Annotated in this window: 19 protein-coding genes and 1 tRNA gene; 12 read left to right on the forward strand and 8 right to left on the reverse strand. The window is 65.5% G+C overall.

Annotation, left to right across the window (positions count from 1 at the left end; genetic code table 11):
• Positions 1-4: 4 nt before the first annotated feature.
• Positions 5-286 carry a hypothetical protein gene (locus GEU84_RS12940; RefSeq protein ID WP_152826711.1) on the reverse strand — a complete coding sequence of 94 codons (282 nt, stop codon included), beginning with the start codon at positions 284-286 and terminating at the stop codon, positions 5-7.
• Positions 287-586: 300 nt separating this feature from the next.
• Here GEU84_RS12940 and GEU84_RS12945 point away from each other — a divergent pair, with 300 nt between their 5' ends.
• Entirely contained in the window at positions 587-820 is a 234-nt protein-coding gene (locus GEU84_RS12945; protein WP_152826713.1) for a hypothetical protein, read from the forward strand.
• Here GEU84_RS12945 and GEU84_RS12950 read toward each other — a convergent pair.
• Positions 817-1,611, reverse strand: coding sequence for a helix-turn-helix transcriptional regulator (locus GEU84_RS12950; RefSeq protein ID WP_152826715.1), 795 nt, complete (start codon positions 1,609-1,611; stop codon positions 817-819). The genes GEU84_RS12945 and GEU84_RS12950 overlap by 4 nt on opposite strands.
• A gap of 112 nt (positions 1,612-1,723) precedes the next feature.
• Here GEU84_RS12950 and GEU84_RS12955 point away from each other — a divergent pair, with 112 nt between their 5' ends.
• From GEU84_RS12955 to GEU84_RS12980, 6 genes are all read left to right on the forward strand, one after another.
• Entirely contained in the window at positions 1,724-2,782 is a 1,059-nt protein-coding gene (locus GEU84_RS12955; protein ID WP_152826716.1) for an ABC transporter ATP-binding protein, read from the forward strand.
• A complete protein-coding gene (locus tag GEU84_RS12960; protein ID WP_152826718.1) occupies positions 2,782-3,702 on the forward strand; it encodes an ABC transporter permease in 921 nt (306 codons plus the stop codon). Before GEU84_RS12955 ends, GEU84_RS12960 begins: the two co-directional genes overlap by 1 nt.
• Complete coding sequence (locus GEU84_RS12965) at positions 3,702-4,502, forward strand: ABC transporter permease (protein ID WP_152826720.1); 801 nt, start codon at positions 3,702-3,704, stop codon at positions 4,500-4,502. Before GEU84_RS12960 ends, GEU84_RS12965 begins: the two co-directional genes overlap by 1 nt.
• A gap of 17 nt (positions 4,503-4,519) precedes the next feature.
• The gene (locus GEU84_RS12970) at positions 4,520-5,548 is read left to right on the forward strand and encodes an extracellular solute-binding protein (protein WP_152826722.1); all 1,029 of its coding nucleotides are present in this window, start codon (positions 4,520-4,522) and stop codon (positions 5,546-5,548) included.
• 145 nt (positions 5,549-5,693) lie between these two features.
• Positions 5,694-6,458, forward strand: a complete 765-nt coding sequence (locus GEU84_RS12975) for a nitrilase-related carbon-nitrogen hydrolase (RefSeq protein WP_152826724.1) — start codon at positions 5,694-5,696, stop codon at positions 6,456-6,458.
• 68 nt (positions 6,459-6,526) lie between these two features.
• A tRNA-Thr gene (locus GEU84_RS12980) sits at positions 6,527-6,599 on the forward strand.
• 133 nt (positions 6,600-6,732) lie between these two features.
• On the opposite strand, the gene GEU84_RS12985 is transcribed toward GEU84_RS12980, so the two are convergent.
• The 3 genes from GEU84_RS12985 to GEU84_RS12995 form a co-directional block, all read right to left on the reverse strand.
• Positions 6,733-8,193: a heme biosynthesis protein HemY gene (locus tag GEU84_RS12985; RefSeq protein WP_152826726.1), complete on the reverse strand. Its 1,461-nt coding sequence runs from the start codon at positions 8,191-8,193 to the stop codon at positions 6,733-6,735.
• A 10-nt stretch (positions 8,194-8,203) separates the two neighbouring features.
• Positions 8,204-9,478 (reverse strand): COG4223 family protein, encoded by a 1,275-nt coding sequence (locus GEU84_RS12990; protein WP_152826727.1) that lies wholly within the window; start codon positions 9,476-9,478, stop codon positions 8,204-8,206.
• A 70-nt stretch (positions 9,479-9,548) separates the two neighbouring features.
• Positions 9,549-10,289, reverse strand: coding sequence for a uroporphyrinogen-III synthase (locus tag GEU84_RS12995; RefSeq protein ID WP_152826729.1), 741 nt, complete (start codon positions 10,287-10,289; stop codon positions 9,549-9,551).
• A 46-nt stretch (positions 10,290-10,335) separates the two neighbouring features.
• On the opposite strand from GEU84_RS12995, the gene tsaD reads away from it, so the two are divergent.
• From tsaD to GEU84_RS13015, 4 genes are read left to right on the forward strand one after another with little or no spacing between them, the layout of a single operon-like run.
• Positions 10,336-11,433 (forward strand): tRNA (adenosine(37)-N6)-threonylcarbamoyltransferase complex transferase subunit TsaD, encoded by a 1,098-nt coding sequence (gene tsaD / locus GEU84_RS13000; RefSeq protein WP_152826731.1) that lies wholly within the window; start codon positions 10,336-10,338, stop codon positions 11,431-11,433.
• On the forward strand, positions 11,430-12,353 hold the full coding sequence (locus tag GEU84_RS13005) for an NAD(P)H-dependent glycerol-3-phosphate dehydrogenase (protein WP_152826733.1): 924 nt from the start codon (positions 11,430-11,432) through the stop codon (positions 12,351-12,353). The genes tsaD and GEU84_RS13005 overlap by 4 nt, the downstream gene beginning before the upstream one ends.
• A gap of 3 nt (positions 12,354-12,356) precedes the next feature.
• Complete coding sequence (locus GEU84_RS13010) at positions 12,357-12,629, forward strand: YciI family protein (RefSeq protein WP_152826735.1); 273 nt, start codon at positions 12,357-12,359, stop codon at positions 12,627-12,629.
• Positions 12,629-13,042, forward strand: coding sequence for an EVE domain-containing protein (locus tag GEU84_RS13015; protein WP_152826959.1), 414 nt, complete (start codon positions 12,629-12,631; stop codon positions 13,040-13,042). The genes GEU84_RS13010 and GEU84_RS13015 overlap by 1 nt, the downstream gene beginning before the upstream one ends.
• Here the strand turns inward: GEU84_RS13015 and GEU84_RS13020 are convergent, their stop codons facing one another.
• Positions 13,043-13,243 carry a hypothetical protein gene (locus GEU84_RS13020; RefSeq protein WP_152826737.1) on the reverse strand — a complete coding sequence of 67 codons (201 nt, stop codon included), beginning with the start codon at positions 13,241-13,243 and terminating at the stop codon, positions 13,043-13,045. It lies immediately after the preceding gene.
• A 111-nt stretch (positions 13,244-13,354) separates the two neighbouring features.
• Between GEU84_RS13020 and GEU84_RS13025 the strand changes: the two genes are divergently transcribed.
• Positions 13,355-13,750: a DUF1761 domain-containing protein gene (locus GEU84_RS13025; RefSeq protein ID WP_152826739.1), complete on the forward strand. Its 396-nt coding sequence runs from the start codon at positions 13,355-13,357 to the stop codon at positions 13,748-13,750.
• 326 nt (positions 13,751-14,076) lie between these two features.
• Here GEU84_RS13025 and GEU84_RS13030 read toward each other — a convergent pair whose 3' ends face one another.
• Together GEU84_RS13030 and ahcY are read right to left on the reverse strand one after the other, a co-directional pair.
• Complete coding sequence (locus GEU84_RS13030; protein ID WP_152826741.1) at positions 14,077-14,418, reverse strand: DUF2853 family protein; 342 nt, start codon at positions 14,416-14,418, stop codon at positions 14,077-14,079.
• A gap of 181 nt (positions 14,419-14,599) precedes the next feature.
• Positions 14,600-15,985, reverse strand: a complete 1,386-nt coding sequence (ahcY, locus tag GEU84_RS13035) for an adenosylhomocysteinase (RefSeq protein ID WP_152826743.1) — start codon at positions 15,983-15,985, stop codon at positions 14,600-14,602.
• Between the last annotated feature and the right edge of the window lie 57 nt (positions 15,986-16,042).

A 16,042-nucleotide genomic window follows, 5' to 3' on the forward strand; every position in this document is an offset into this window, starting at 1 on the left:
GGGCCTACACCGCGTCGGGCAGCACGGCGGTCTGTGCCAGCCCCAGCGCCGTCAGCAGGATCACCGGCCCCAGCATCGCAAGCGCCAGCCGCATCAGGAAAAAGTTGCGCACGGCATGCGCGCCGGTCCAGCCCGCATTGTTCAGCTGAAACCGGATCTGCACCCGTTCGCTGCGATCCTCGGGGATCAGCGATTTCAGCAGGCCTTGCGGCGTGGTGTCGGCGGTCTTGCGCAGGCTGGGCCCGGCCGCGCGGCCTGCCTCCACGGGGCGGACCAGAGCCAGCATGCGCCGCGCTGATGAGGGTAATGCCAAGACACAACGCCAGACAGGCGCCGGGGCGCAGGGCCAGCCCCGCCTGCCGCAGCCTGACCGGCAGGGTGCCGATCAGCGGCACGCCCTCCTGCACCCAGGACCGTGGCCGGGTTTGCAGAATCCGGATCTCCTCGGCCTCGGTCTTGCCCGCCTTCAACAGGGTCAGGCGGCGGGTGCGGGCATCCTCGTGCCCATGGTCTCCCGACAAAAGCTGCCGCAGCCCCCGAAACAGCAGCACCCCCCGAAACAGGCCCGCATAAAGCAGATGGGTGGGTGGGTGGCGGCGATGTAAAAGGCCTGTCGGCGCTGATGCTGTTCGTGCCGCCGCAGGGGCTGTCGCTGTTTCTGCTGGCGCTGTCGGCGGCGCTGTTTCTGGGCATCGGCGCGCTGGCGCTGGCCCGGTGGGGTTTCGGCCTTCCCACATCTCCCTCGGCCGCGCTGCGCACGAAGCGCTTTCCCATGGGAGTTTCCATCGCGCTGGCCGGTCTGGCGTTGCCGCTGGCCTAACCGCGTCCGGTCAACAGCGGCAGCATCAGCGCAAACAGTTCCGCCTGCGATGAAATCCCGCAACGCGCGTAAAGCTGTTTGCGGAACACCTTTACCGTTTGCGCCGCCACGCCCAGCCTGAGGCCGATCGACACCGAGGAATGCCCGCGCAGGATCAACAGCGCCACCTCGGCCTGCCGCTGCGACAGGCGAATGCCATGCGCCGCCAATGCGGCCCGCGTCAGTTGATCGGGCACATCGGGGGCCGGGCCGGGCTGACCCACCAAACCCGCCCAGTGCGCCTCGGCCAGCGCCGTGACGATGGGCGCGATGCGGCTGGCCGTCTCGATCTCACGCGGGGCAAAGTTCTGGCCCGAGGATGCGTCGCGGCCAAGGCAGATGTTCAGCGACACCCCCGCCACCGGATAGGCGACAAAGCCGATCTCGTCGATCAGCGTGGTTTGCTGATAATAATCAAGGAAATAACGGCTGCGCTGGAACGCATCGGGGGCAACGTCGCGCAGGCGGTAGGCCCCGGCGGGCGCGCGGGCCAGATGCAGATCGTGGTAGGGGTCCAGCAGATAGGCCCCGGCCAGATAGGTTGTGTCCATCGCGGCAAACACCTGCGGCCCGTCGGCCTGCCGGAACAGGGCCTGCGGCGGCCCGGCATCGCGGTAGGCCATCACAATGATATTGTCGAACGGCAGGCAGCGGTGCAAAAAATCTCGCAGGGCGGATTCAAACCCGTTCTGCCCCAGCCTGCGGATGGTCTGCGCCAATTGTGTCTCGGCGGAATTGGGCAGGCTTTGCATGATACCTCGCCGGTCATACCTCTCTGGGGGTATATACCCCCCAGAACACAGGGGTTTAGCCTTTTTACCAGATTGCGGGGGTATGAACCAGCCCGCCGCCAGCGGAGACTGGATGAACGTTTCGGTTGATATTCGTCAGGTGGTCAAGCGCTACGGCACGGTCACGGCACTGCATGGCGTGTCGATGGCGATTGGCGAGAACGAGTTTTTCACCCTGCTGGGCCCTTCCGGCTGCGGCAAGACCACGCTTCTGCGCTGCATCGCCGGGTTCGAGGATGTGTCGGGCGGAGAGATCCGCCTGCACGGCCAGAACATCGCGGCGCTGGAGCCGAATCATCGCCCGGTGAACACCGTCTTTCAGCAATACGCGCTGTTTCCGCATATGACCGTGCGCGACAACGTGGCCTTCGGGTTGAAGATGAAGGGCATGGGGCTGGCTGAACGCAATGCGCGTGCGGGCAAGATGCTGGAAATGGTGCATCTGTCGGCCTTTGCCGACCGCCTGCCCGCGCAACTTTCGGGCGGGCAGCAGCAGCGCGTGGCTTTGGCCCGCGCGCTGGCCCCCGAACCCAAGGTGCTGCTGCTGGACGAACCCCTGTCTGCGCTGGACCTGAAGCTGCGCCAGGCCATGCGGGTGGAATTGAAGCAGTTGCAGGAAACCACCGGCATCACCTTCATCTTCGTGACGCATGATCAGGAAGAGGCGCTGACGATGAGCGACCGCATCGCCGTGATGAGCCAGGGCCATGTGCAACAGATCGGCACGGCGCGCGACATCTACGAGGCGCCGGTGAATCGTTTCGTTGCCGATTTCATCGGAGAAACCAATCTGTTGCCGGTGACGGTTGAAAGCGTGGCGCAGGGCGTCGCCGCTGTGACGCTGCCCGGCGGCCACCGTATCACCTGCGCTGCGGCGGGCATGGCCCCCGGCCCGCATCATGTGTCGATCCGCCCCGAACGCCTGTCCATCGTTCCCACCGGCGGCGATCTGGACGTGGTGGTGGAACGGGTGGTCTATCTGGGCAGCGACCTGCAACTGCTGACCCGGCTGGATTCGGGCGCTGCCCTGCACCTGCGCATGCAAAACTCTGCCCGGGGTCAGGTGCCCGCACCCGGCACGCGGATAGGCCTGCAGCTGGAGGAAGGCGCGGCCCGCCTTCTGGCCGACTGATGGCTGGCTTTGCACCCAAGACCGGGGCAGAGGGCACGGGATACACCCGCATCGTCGGCCCATTGCTGCTGCCCACCTGGGCGATGATCGGCATATTCCTTGTGCTGCCGGTGGCGCTGATGGCGGTTTACTCCTTTCTGACCAAGGAATTCCGCGGCGGCGTGATCTGGGATTTCACCACCGCCGCCTATGACCAGTTCTTTGTCACCCGTGGCCTGTTCGGAGACGAACCAGCGGCGATCGAGTGGACCTATATCGGCATTTTCTGGCGGTCGATCTGGCAGGCGGGCGTGGCGACGCTGGTCTGCCTGATCGTGGGCTTCCCTACGGCCTGGTTCATCGCCACACGGCCCCCTGCCAGCCGCCAGTTGTGGCTGTTCCTGATCACTATTCCCTATTGGGTGAACCTGCTGATCCGCACCGTATCGCTCAAGTTCCTGATCCGCGACAACGGGCCCTTGAACGAATCACTCATGGGTCTTGGCCTGATCGATGGCCCTTTGCCGCTGGTGAACACCAACCTGGCCGTGCAGCTGGGGCTGTTCTACAGCTATCTTCCGTTCATGGTGCTGCCGATCTACGCCGCCGTCGAGCGTTACAACTTTGCGCTGTCCGAGGCTGCGGCTGACCTCTACGCCTCCCGCTGGGTCACGCTGCGGGAAATCGTGTTGCCCGTGGTGCGCCCCGGCATCATCGCGGGCTGCATTCTGGTGTTCGTGCCGTCGCTTGGGGCCTTTCTTGCGCCCGACCTGCTGGGCGGTGCGAAAACATTCATGATCGGGTCACTGATCGAGGAACAGTTCAAGGGCAGCCAGGGCAACTGGCCCTTTGGCGCGGCCTGCGCGATGATCCTGATGACGCTGGTGATGATCGTGCTGATCGCCTATGCCCGCCAGCAATCCCGTGCGGAGGGTGGCTGATGGATCTGCGCCGCTACCCCGGTTTCCGCGCCATGACGCTGCTGTGTCTGGTGATCCTTTATACCCCGCTGATCGTCATCACCGTCTACAGTTTCAACGCATCGACCAGCATCACCACCTGGGGCGGGTTTTCCTGGCGCTGGTATGCAGATGTCTTTACTGGCCCCGAAGCCCCGCGTTTCCGCGCCGCCGCGTGGAACTCGCTGACGATTGCGCTGATCGCCGCCACCACGGCCACGCTGATCGCCACGGCCGCTGCCGTGGCCATGGTGCGGGGCGGGCGGTTCCGGGGCAAATCCGCCACCTTCACGCTGATCAACCTGCCGCTGATGGTGCCGGAAATCGTGATCGCTGTGGCCACGCTGATCTTCTTTTCCATGATCGGGCTGACAACCGGCTATCTGACCATACTGATCGCCCATATCACCTTCTGCATCCCCTTCGCCTACCTGCCCATCGCCGCCCGGCTGCAAGGCATCGAGGCGACGTATGAGCAGGCGGCCCGCGACCTTTACGCAACCCGCGCGCAGGCATTCCGGCTGATCCTGCTGCCCTTGATGATGCCGGGCGTCATCTCGGGCTATCTTCTGGCCTTCATCATCAGCCTCGATGACTTCATCATCACAAATTTCGTCAAGGGCGCGGGCATGGAAACCCTGCCCACCGCCATCTTCGGCTCGGTCAAACAGGGCATAAAGCCCAACATCATGGCGATTTCCACCATGATGCTGGCCGTGTCGGTGCTGCTCGTCACCCTGTCCTATTTCGTCAACAGAGCCGGGCAAAAGACCCGCGCCTAATCCAACAAGGAGATCCCATGAACCGCCTTCTTACCACCGCCGCCGCCTTTGCCTGCCTTGCCGGGGCCGCCCATGCCGAGGGCTCGCTTTCGGTCTATCACTGGTTCGAATACATCCCGCAGGAACTGGTGGACAAATTCACCGCCGAGACCGGCATCGCCGTGACCATCGACACCTACGACAGCAACGAGGCGATGCTGGCTTCGCTGAAGGCGGGCAAGCTGGGCCAGTATGACGTGGCCGTTCCCGCCGATTTCATGGTCAGCATCATGGCGGCCGACGGGATGCTGGATACCTTCACGCCCGAAGAAATGCCCAACCTCGGCAATATCGAACAGCAATGGCTGGATGTGTATTTCGACCCGGGCCGCAAATCCTCGATCCCCTACCAGTGGGGCTCTACCTCCTACGCCGTGAACCGTGATGTCTATACTGGCCCGATCGACAGCCTGGGCGTGATCTTTACCCCGCCGCCGGAACTGGCGGGCAAGATCAACTCGCTGGATAGCCAGAACGAGGTGCTGATACTGGGCTCGCTGTTCCTCGGCATCCCGCAATGCACCACTGACCGCGAACAGCTGAAGGCGCTGAACGACATGCTGCTGGCGGCCAAGGAAGGCTGGGCCAGCTTCGGGTCCGACACCGCGAAGGACGTTCTGGTGTCGGGCGATGCGGCGGCGGGCATGATCTACAACGGCTTCTCCGCCAAGGCGCGGGCCGAAGGCGCGAATGTGGAATATGCCTATCCCAAGGAAGGCCATGTGCTGTGGATGGACAACGTGGTGCTGCTGAAAGACGCGCCGAACCGCGAGAACGCGCTGAAGTTCATGAACTTCCTGCTGGTGCCGGAAAACGCCGCCGCCGTGACGAATTACGCGGCCTATACGGCGGGGGTAAAGGACGTGGCCCCTTTCCTTGACGAGGCGATCAAGACCAGCCCCGAAAACAACCCGCCCGCCGATGCCACCCCCGGCGTTTTCGCGCAGGCCTGCGATCAGGAAACGCAGCAGTTCTACGACGCCATCTGGACCAACCTGAAAAAGTGACCCTGCGGCGCGGGCCACCCCGGCCCGCGCAGCCCCCCACAACCGCATTCCCACGCGCCCCCGCACGAGGCTCAATTCCCATGTCATTTCATCCTGGCAGAAGTATCCACGGGGGTCCGGGGGCAGCCGGCCCGCGGCGCCGCCCATGAGGCTCGCCCTCTGGCAGGGCCACTCCCCGGCGGGCGACATTTCCGCCGCGATGGCCGCGCTTGAAACCGCGCTCAACGCCGCAGGTGCGGCAGGGGCCACAACCCTCGTCACCCCGGAAATCTACCTGCCCGGCTACAACCACCCGGCCATCGCCGACCACGCACAGCCGCGGGGTGGCGCATGGCATGGGACGGTGGCCGCGTTCTGCCGCAAGGCCGGTTGCGGCATCGTGCTGGGCTATGCAGAACGCGATGGCGCAACGGTTTGCAATTCTGCGCTGGTGCTGGATGATCGCGGCGCGCAGGTGGCACATTACCGCAAGATCCAGCTCTACGGCCCGCGCGAAAAGGCACTCTACACACAGGGCGACGCCTATGTGACCTTTGATATGAACGGCACAAAGGCCGCTATCCTGATCTGCTATGACATCGAATTTGCCCCGCATGTTGCGGCGCTTGCGGCGCAAGGGGTCAGAATCATCCTCGTGCCCACCGCCAACATGCAGCCCTACACCCATGTCGTGCGCCATACCGTGCCCGCCATGGCGGCCAACCATGCTGTCAGCATCGTCTATGCCAATTACTGCGGCAGCGAAGGCGATCTCGATTATGTTGGCGGCTCTCTGATCGCCGCTGCCGATGGCAGCATTCCGGCGCAGGCAGGCACCACCCCCGCGCTGCTGATCGCTGATCTGCCGGAAGGCTACCCCGAACAGCATCTGTCCACACAGGCCCTTGACCTGCGCACCATCCCGCTGTGATCCACGCAGCGCCCAGCCTTTTCGACCTTGCAGGAACCCCAATGGTCGTTTAAACGCACAGCCGCGTAGCCCCAATAGCTCAGCTGGTAGAGCATTTCATTCGTAATGAAGAGGTCGGCGGTTCGAATCCGTCTTGGGGCACGCGGAAATCTGATTTTGTTTGGTGGCGCAGGGCTGGCGTCTGACCTTGGGGGGTCAGCAGACCAGACCCAAGGCCAAGGGGTGCTGCGGCATCACAGCGCCGTTTGCTGGGCAGGCCGCTGTTGCAACCCGCTTAGTTCGCCGCGCGGCCCAGCGCCTCGCCCTCCACGATATCTGCGTTCTGCACAGGTTCGTCTGACACGCGCGGCGGCGGGGTGGGGGAGCCGACGATCAGCGGCAAAAGCTCGCTTCCGGTGGCGCTGGGGCCCGCGCTTTCGGCAGGTTCGCGCCAGCTCAGCGTGTCGAAGCCCCCGCAATTGTCACAGACCGGGCCCCATGCGGCGTGGATGTTCTGGCATTTGTCGCAACACCATTGCGGGCCGCGCGGCGCGGTCAGCGCCCGGGCCAGCCAGCCGCGCACCACTGCGTCATCGGCGCCTTCGCCGCGCTCGATCGCCGCCATGATCGCCAGCGAGCGGGCGGTCGGGTGACGGGTTGGCAGATCGCCCAGCGCGCGGCGCGCGGCGGGAAATTCCTCGGCGGCGATGTTCAGCTCGGCCAGCAGCATCCGGGTTTCGTCATGGTCGGGGTGCAGGGCGGTCAGCAGCTTGAACCGTTTCAGGCGCTGGCTGGCGGTTTCATCCGGCTCGATCTCGGCAAAGGCGGCGGCCAGATCGGGGTGGGGTCGCGCAGCCCAGGCCTTTTTCAACACGCGCGTCGCGTGTTTCGCATCGCCCTTGGCAATATAGCTGCGGGCGGCCATGGCGGCGGCAGGGATCAGGTCGGGCGACAGGCGGTTCGCCTCGATCGCGGCCTCTTGCGCCTCGATGCTGGCGGTTTCATCCACCAGCGTCTTGGCCTCTTGCAGGGCCAGCACGGCGTCACGGCGTTGATAGACAGCCTTGGGCAATGCGCCCGATTTCAGCTTGGCCCCCAGGGTGGAACGTGCGCCCTTCCAGTCGGCCTGTTCCGATTGCAGTTGCAGCAGGATGTCCTGCGTTTCCGGGTGCCGGGGCTTCAGCGCAAAGGCCTTTTCCGCCAGTTTCAGCGCCGTCACCCGGTCGCCCTCGGCGATCTTCTGGTTCATCAGCCCGCGCACGCCGACAAAGCGGGTCTTGTCGTTGCCCAGCAGGGCCTTGTAAGCCTCGGTCGCGCGGCTGCTGTCGCCGGTCTGTTCGGCCGCCTGCGCGATCAGCAGCGTCGTCAGCTCCGGCTGGTTCAGATAGCGTTCGGCCTTGCCCGCGCGCGACAGCGCCACCCGCGCCTCACCCGAGGCCAGCGCCATCAGGCTTTCGCCCACCGCCTGATAGCCCTTGCGTTCGCGGTTGCGGTCGAAATAGCGCGAAATCGCGGTTTCATCGCCGTTCAGGAAATGCAGCAGAGCGATCAGAAAGCCCACCAGTTTCATCACGAACCACAGCGCCAGCATCAGCAGCAGCGCCGCGATCAGCGCCTGCAACGGCCCCAGCGTGAATTCGAAATTCGCCACCGCAACGCGGATGCCCCCGCTGGTATCCAGCAGCAGGCCCGCACCCAGCGTCAGCGCACCCACCAGCACGACAAACAGCAGAACCTTGACCAAAGACCAGATCATGCCGCGCCCCTCACATGGTTTCGGCGGCGGTGGCGAGGCTCGCCACGGCTGCGGTTGCGTCGATGCGGCGCTGTGCCTCGGCGGTCCACTCGGCCATGGCGGCCTGGCCATCGGGCGGCAGGGCGGCCAGTTCCTGCAAGGCCAGCGGCAGATCCTCGGCGACAAGCGCCGCTTCGGCGCGCGACAGGATGGCGTCGGGGTCGGCACCCTCACGCGGGGCAAGGGACCGCGCACCGGTCTGGCTGCGCAGGAAAGACCCCAGGCGTTCGGTCAGGCTGTCGCCCATGTCGGCGCGCAACGACGCCTCCAAGGCGGCGCGGGCCGCGTCGGGATAGGCCGATTGCAGGATGGCCATGGTGGGCAGGCCACCCTCGGCACCCTCGGCCAGAATGGGTGGCACCTCCAGCCCGGCGGCGGTCAGATCGGCCAGCGGGTCGGCAAAGCCTGCGCCACTGTCCAGCGCCGCCTGCACGCGGGCAACGGCAGCGGCAGTGGTCGCGGCCAACGCCAAAGCCTCGGCCTCGGCTGTCAGGGTGGCGGCCTGCGCCTCGGCTTCGGCCAGACGCGCCTCGGCGGCCTTGGCGGCAGCCTCGACATCGCTGACCAGTGCGGCACCGGCACCTTTCTGCGCTTCAAGCTCCGCGCGCAGGGCGGCAAGATCGGCCTCGTAATTCGACAGGGCCGCAGATGATGCGCCGCCCTCGCCTGCGGGGCGGTTTTCCAGCGCGGTCAGGCGGTCCTCCAGCGCTGCAAGGCGGGGGTCCAGCGCGGCGACGGCATCGGATGCGGCGGTGGCCGCAGCCCCGGCAGCCTCGGCTTCGGTTCTGATCGGCGCAAGCGCATCATCCCCGATGCCTTCGGGGCGGGCGGCCAAGGCCTCGATCCGGGTCTTGAGGTCTGCCGTTTCCGTCGCCTGCGCGGCCAATGCGGCCTCAAGCTCGGCCGTGCTGCCGATAGGCCAGCCGTTCGGCACCACCTGCGCCAGACCAAAGCCCAAACCGGCCGCAATCACGCCCCCGGCCAGCAAGGCGGCAAAGCCACCGCGCTTTTGCGGGGCTGCGGCCACGGGCGATTCGGCCTGCCGCGGGGCCAGGCTGGGTTCGGCAGCGGATTCGGGCGGCGACGCGGGCGGCAGGGTGGCCATGATTTCGGCCTCATCTGGCCCTGCGCGCCACAGATCACGCTCGGGCTCGGGCAGAATGACCGGATCGGGCGCGGAATCCGGCGTATCCGCGGCAACGGGAACGGTCGCATCCTCGGTCGGGCGGGGGTCGGTGTCTGCCATGGCCTTGCCTTTCGTCACTGTCCGCATCCTGACCGGAGCATGTTTAGCCTATCCGCTGCGGCGATGCGTCTCAAGCATGCGGCGCTGCGGCAATCAGCGCCGCCACCGCTTCTGCCATGGCGGCGGCATCGGGGGCGGCGGAAATCCGCAACCGGGTGGAAAGTTGCTGCGGCACAGCATCGGCCACCGCCGGGCTGAACGCCACAACCCACAACGGGGCAAGCGGGGTGATGGTTCCTGCCGCTGCGGCAAAAAGCGCCGCCGTGCGCGGGGAAAACAGCGGCACCACCACAGGCGCCGGGCCATGCAGCAGGGCCATCGCACCGGGCGTCAGGCCTTGTGGCCGCTGCGCATAGACCGTGACGGCTGTGGTGGAAATGCCCGCCCCGGTCAGCCGCGCCGCCAGATTGCCCCGCGTGTCCTGCCCACAAAGGTGCAGAAGCGGCCCCTTGCCGCCCGCCGCAACAATCGCTGTCAGCAGGGCCGCCGCATCGCCGCTGGCCGAACGTGCCGCCAGCCCCGCCGCCCGCGCGACCCGTGCCGTCTGATCACCCACGCACCAGACCGGCAGGCCGGCCAGACTGGCAGCGGCAGGCAGGCGCAAGAACCCCGCCACCCCGGTTTCCGAGGTGAAGACCAGTCCCGTCACAGGCGCGGCGGGCAGCGGCGTGGCCAGAAACTCCGGGGCCAGCAAGGGCGATGTGACGATGGCCAGTTCCCCCATCCGCGCACGCAGCAGCGCCGCAAACCGGTCGGCCTGCGCTGCGGGCCGGGTCAGCAGGATGGGGGGGACATGGGATTGTCGGGCCATGGTTCCGGTGTTACCTGCGGGGAACCCTTCTGGCAACCGGCGGCCCATGCAGAACAGGCTAACCTTTCTTGGCATTGAAAGCAGCTGTGACGATACGGCTGCGGCGGTCGTGCGCCATGTGCCGGGCGGGCGGGCCGAAATATTGTCATCCGTGGTGGATGGGCAGACGGCGCTGCACGCGCCCTTTGGCGGCGTGGTGCCGGAAATTGCCGCACGCGCCCATGCCGAACGGCTGGATCATTGCGTCGAGGCGGCTTTGGCCGGGGCGGGGCTGACATTGGCCGATCTGGATGGCGTGGCGGTGACGGCGGGGCCGGGGCTGATCGGCGGCGTGCTGTCAGGTGTGATGTGTGCCAAGGGGATTGCGGCGGCCACGGGCCTGCCGCTGGTGGGCGTGAACCATCTGGCGGGCCATGCGCTGACCCCGCGCCTGACCGACGGGTTGGAATTTCCCTATCTGATGCTGCTGGTCTCGGGCGGCCATTGCCAGCTTCTGATCGCGCGCGGGGCTGAAGATTTCACCCGGCTGGGCGGCTCGATCGACGATGCACCGGGCGAGGCGTTTGACAAGACCGCGAAACTGCTGGGCCTGCGCCAGCCCGGCGGGCCGGAGGTGGAGGCCGAGGCACGGCAGGGCGACCCCCGGCGTTTCGCCTTTCCCCGCCCGCTGCTGGACAGGCCGGGCTGCGACATGAGCTTTTCCGGCCTGAAAACCGCCGTGCTGCGGGCGCGTGATGGGCTGATCGCAGCGCAGGGCGGGTTGCTGCGGCAGGACCGCGCCGATCTGTGCGCCGGGTTTCAAGAGGCTGTGGCGGCCGTGCTGGCCGAAAAGACCCGCCGGGCGCTGGCAGTTTACAGCGCCGATGCACCGGTTGCCCCCGCCTTTGCCGTGGCGGGCGGCGTAGCGGCTAACAGCCGTATCAGGGAGGCGCTGGAAACTGTTTGCGCCGGGGCGGGCGTGCGTTTTCTGGCGCCGCCGCTGCGGCTTTGCACCGACAACGCGGCGATGATCGCCTGGGCGGGGATCGAACGGTTTCGTCTGGGCCTGCGCGACGGGATGGATCTGGCCGCCCGCCCGCGCTGGCCGCTGGACCAGACCAGCGCGCCCCTGCTGGGCTTTGGCAAGAAGGGGGCCAAGGCATGATCGGCATTCTGGGCGCGGGGGCATTCGGCACGGCGCTGGCGGTGGCCTTGGGCCGCGAAGGGCCGGTGATGTTGTGGGGCCGCAGCGGTGCGGGGGCGCGGCTGCCGGGGGTCGTGCTGCCGGAAAACGTCACCGTGACGGCAAATTGCGCAGATCTGGCGCGCGCCCAAACCGTGCTGCTGGCGGTGCCCGCGCAGGCGCTGGCCGGGGTTCTGGCCACGCATGGCTGGCTGAACGGGCGGGCGTTGGTCGCCTGCTGCAAGGGGGTGGATCTGGCCAGCGGGCTGGGCCCCACCGGGCTGATCGCCCGCGCCTGCCCCGCGGCCATACCCGCCATCCTGACCGGCCCCAGCTTTGCCACCGACATCGCGCGCGGCCTGCCCACGGCACTGACGCTGGCCTGTGCCGATGATGCGGCGGGGGCGGCGTTGCAGCAGCAGCTTTCCACCGCCGCGCTGCGGCTTTACCGCACCACCGACGTGACGGGGGCCGAACTGGGTGGCGCGCTGAAGAACGTGGTGGCGATTGCGGCGGGCGTGGTGATCGGCGCGGGTCTGGGCGATTCGGCCCGGGCCGCCCTGATGACGCGCGGCTATGCCGAGATGGTGCGGCTGGCGCAGGCCCTGGGTGCGCAGGCGGAAACTCTGGCCGGTCTGTCGGGTTTTGGTGATCTGGTGCTGACCTGCACATCGGACCAGTCGCGCAATTTCCGCTATGGCCGCGCGCTGGGGGCGGGCGAGCCGTTTGACACGGCCATCACCGTCGAAGGCGTGGCCACCGCAAGGGCCGTGACGGCGCTTGCCGCCCGCCATGACATCGACATGCCGCTGGCCGTGATGGTTGCGGCGCTGACCCTTGGTCAGATAACCTTGCCCGAGGCCATTCAGGCCCTGCTTTCCCGCCCCTTGAAACAGGAATAGATGATGCGCGTTGCCCTTTTCTGCCATGACAAACCGGATAGCCTGCCGGTCCGCCTTGAAAACCGCGCGGCGCATCTGGCGCATATTGAATCGTCGGGCGTGGTGGAAATGGCCGGGCCGCTGCTGGACGCCGCCGGGCAGATGTGCGGATCTTTGGTCGTGCTGATGGTGGATGATCTGGCGCAGGCGCAGGCGTGGGCGGCGGCTGATCCCTATGCCAAGGCCGGGCTGTTCGCCTCTGTCACCGTCATCGAATGGAAAAAGGTGATCGGCTGATGCCCTACTGGCTGTTCAAATCGGAACCCGACACCTGGAGCTGGGATGACCAGGTGGCCAAGGGTGCCGCAGGCGAGGAATGGCATGGCGTGCGCAACTATCAGGCACGCAACAACATGCGCGCGATGCAGGTGGGCGATCTGGGGTTCTTCTACCATTCCAACATCGGCAAGGAAGTGGTGGGCATCGTCGAGGTCAGCCAGACCAGCGCACCCGACAGCACGACCGACGATCCGCGCTGGGATTGCGTGCATATCCGCGCCGTGCGCCCCCTGCTGCATCCGGTGACGCTGGACACCTGCAAGACCGATCCCCGGTTGTCGGGCATGGTTCTGGTGAACAATTCCCGCTTGTCGGTGCAGCCGGTCAGCGCGGATGAATGGCAGGTGATCTGTGCCCTGGGCGGGTTGTGATCAGCGCCGCCTGCGGGCAAGCATGGCGCCGATGATGCCGCCGATCACCGCTCCGACGGGCGTATAGAAGAACGCCACGCCCATCGCATAGGCCCCTTCGCGCTGCGATATGTCAAACACATCGCCCGCGAGGATGCCAAGTGTCATCGTGGTCACGCCACCGACAACAAGACCCAGCAGAAAACCGACCAGCATCCGCATGGCGAAACCCCCGTTTTCGGCCAGTGTGCCCGTGCTTTTGTTGGCGATAAAGCCCTTTGTCCAGACGCACGGCACCGCTATGCTGATGCCATCGGCAGCAGGGGGGCAGAGATGGGGTTTCTGGCGGTTCTGGTGGCGGCTGTGGCGGGTTTTGCCGTGGGCGCGGTCTGGTATATGACATTGTCCGCGCCGTGGATCGCGGCCTCGGGCGTGCGGCTGGGGCCCGACGGCCGACCAGCGAAGGCCGAGGGCGTGTCGCCGATGATCATTGGTTTTGTGGCGATGGTCGTGGTGGCGGGGATGATGCGGCATGTCTTTGCCATGTCGGCTATCGACACGGTGTTTGAGGGGCTGACCTCGGGCCTCGGGATCGGGGCGTTCTTCATCACGCCATGGCTGGCGATGTGCTATGGCTTTGCGGGCCGCCCGGCACGGCTGGCGATGATTGATGGCGGCTATGCGGTGGCGGGCTGCGGAGTTATCGGGCTGGTGCTGGCCTTGTTCTGAACCGGGCGGCGCGGTTCAGCGCCCATGCGCATCGGGCCGGGGCAAAAAAATGGAGGGCCCCGACCCACACCGAGACCCTCCACCCACCCCACGTGCTCCCCAACGGCACCACACGTGTTCTGAAACGGTCCCGGGCGTCCTGCCCTGATGATCGGAACATAGGCGCAATCGGTGCCTGCGCCAAACCCCAAGCCCATGGCATTTTATTAAACATCAGCCCCAAAGACCGGGAGGTCTTCAGGGCTTGCTGCCGGTTTTCTGTGATGCAGGGATTTGCGGCGGATCATGCCGGCAGGACCAACGACAACCGCACCCGCCGATGCGGTTCAGGCGTAAACCGCTTCTTTGCCGAAATGCTTCACCAGCATGTAATAGATCACGGCACGATATTTGTTGCGATCGGATTTGCCATAGGTCTCGATCACCGCGTTGATCGCCGCCATCAGGTCGGGGCCATCATCAAGCCCCAGTTTCTTGACGAGGAAGTTGTTTTTCACCGTCTCAAGCTCGGACTGGTCGCTGGATGCGACGGTTTCGCTGTCGGCGTTGTAGATCGCCGGGCCACAGCCGATCGTCACCTTGGTCAGCAAGGCCATGTCGGGGTCGATCTTGCACTTGTCGCGCAGGGCCTCGGCATATTTGGCGATCAGATCGTCACGTTTGCTCATGTCGTCTCTCCTCGTTCCTGTCGGTTCATCATTGCCGCGGGTCCGGCGCATTGGCCGGGCGGGATGCAGGAAGCCTAGGCGAAAGCCGGAGAGCGGCAAAGGGGAAATCCGGCTGCCGTTCCCCGTGACGGCAGCCGGGCGGAGCTTTGCCGATCAGGTGCGCCCGATCAGTAGCGCCCGATCAGTAGCGGTAGTGTTCCGACTTGAACGGCCCTTCGACCTTGACGCCGATGTAGTCGGCCTGATCCTTGCGCAGTTCGGTCAGCTTGACGCCGATCTTCTTCAGATGCAGGCGCGCCACCTTCTCATCCAGTGCCTTGGGCAGGATGTAGACGCCCGGCGCATAATCCGCGCCCTTGGTCCACAGCTCGATCTGCGCCAGCACCTGATTGGTAAAGCTGGCCGACATCACGAAACTGGGGTGGCCGGTGGCGTTGCCCAAGTTCAGCAGGCGGCCTTCGGACAACAGGATGATCCGGTTGCCCGAAGGCATCTCGATCATGTCCACCTGGTCCTTGATGTTCGTCCACTTGTGGTTCTTCAGCGCGGCGACCTGAATTTCATTGTCGAAATGGCCGATGTTGCCGACAATCGCCATGTCCTTCATCTCGCGGATATGCTCGATGCGGATCACGTCGCGGTTGCCCGTGGTGGTGATAAAGATGTCGGCTGATGCCACCACATCCTCCAGCAGCACCACCTCGAACCCGTCCATCGCGGCTTGCAGCGCGCAGATCGGGTCCACCTCGGTGACTTTCACCCGCGCACCGGCGCCTTGCAGGCTGGCGGCAGACCCCTTGCCCACATCGCCATAGCCGCAGACCACGGCCACCTTGCCAGCCATCATCGTGTCGGTCGCGCGGCGGATGCCGTCAACCAGCGATTCCTTGCAGCCATACTTGTTGTCGAATTTCGATTTCGTCACCGAGTCATTCACGTTGATCGCCGGGAAGGGCAACTGGCCCTTCTTGTGCAGATCATAAAGACGGTGAACACCCGTGGTGGTTTCCTCGGACACGCCCTTGATCGCGGCCTTGGTTTTTGCAAACCAGCCGGGCGACTGCTGCATCCGTTTCTGGATTTGCAGCTTGATCACCTCTTCCTCTTCGGACTGGGGCACCGACAGCACATCCTCGCCCGCCTCCATCCGCGCGCCCAAGAGCACATACAGCGTCGCATCACCACCATCGTCGAGGATCATGTTCGCGCCTTCAGGGAACATGAAGGAACGGTCAAGGTAATCCCAATGTTCCGTCAGGGTCTGGCCCTTGATGGCGAACACCGGAACCCCAGCCTTGGCAATGGCGGCTGCGGCGTGGTCTTGTGTGGAAAAGATGTTGCACGAGGCCCAGCGCACATCCGCGCCCAGCGCCACCAGTGTTTCGATCAGCGCGGCAGTCTGGATCGTCATGTGCAGCGAACCGACAATCCGCGCGCCAGCCAGAGGCTTTGCCTCGCCAAACTCTTCGCGCAGCGCCATCAGGCCCGGCATTTCGGTTTCGGCAATCGTCAGCTCCTTGCGCCCGAAATCGGCAAGGGCAATGTCTTTGACAATGTAATCGGCCATGGGGCGCTCCTGTTTCGCTTTGGCAGGAGCCATAGCATCAAGGGCAGGGTCCAGCAA

Origin of the sequence: Fertoeibacter niger, assembly GCF_009380135.2 — a bacterium.
GTDB classification, from domain to species: domain Bacteria; phylum Pseudomonadota; class Alphaproteobacteria; order Rhodobacterales; family Rhodobacteraceae; genus Fertoeibacter; species Fertoeibacter niger.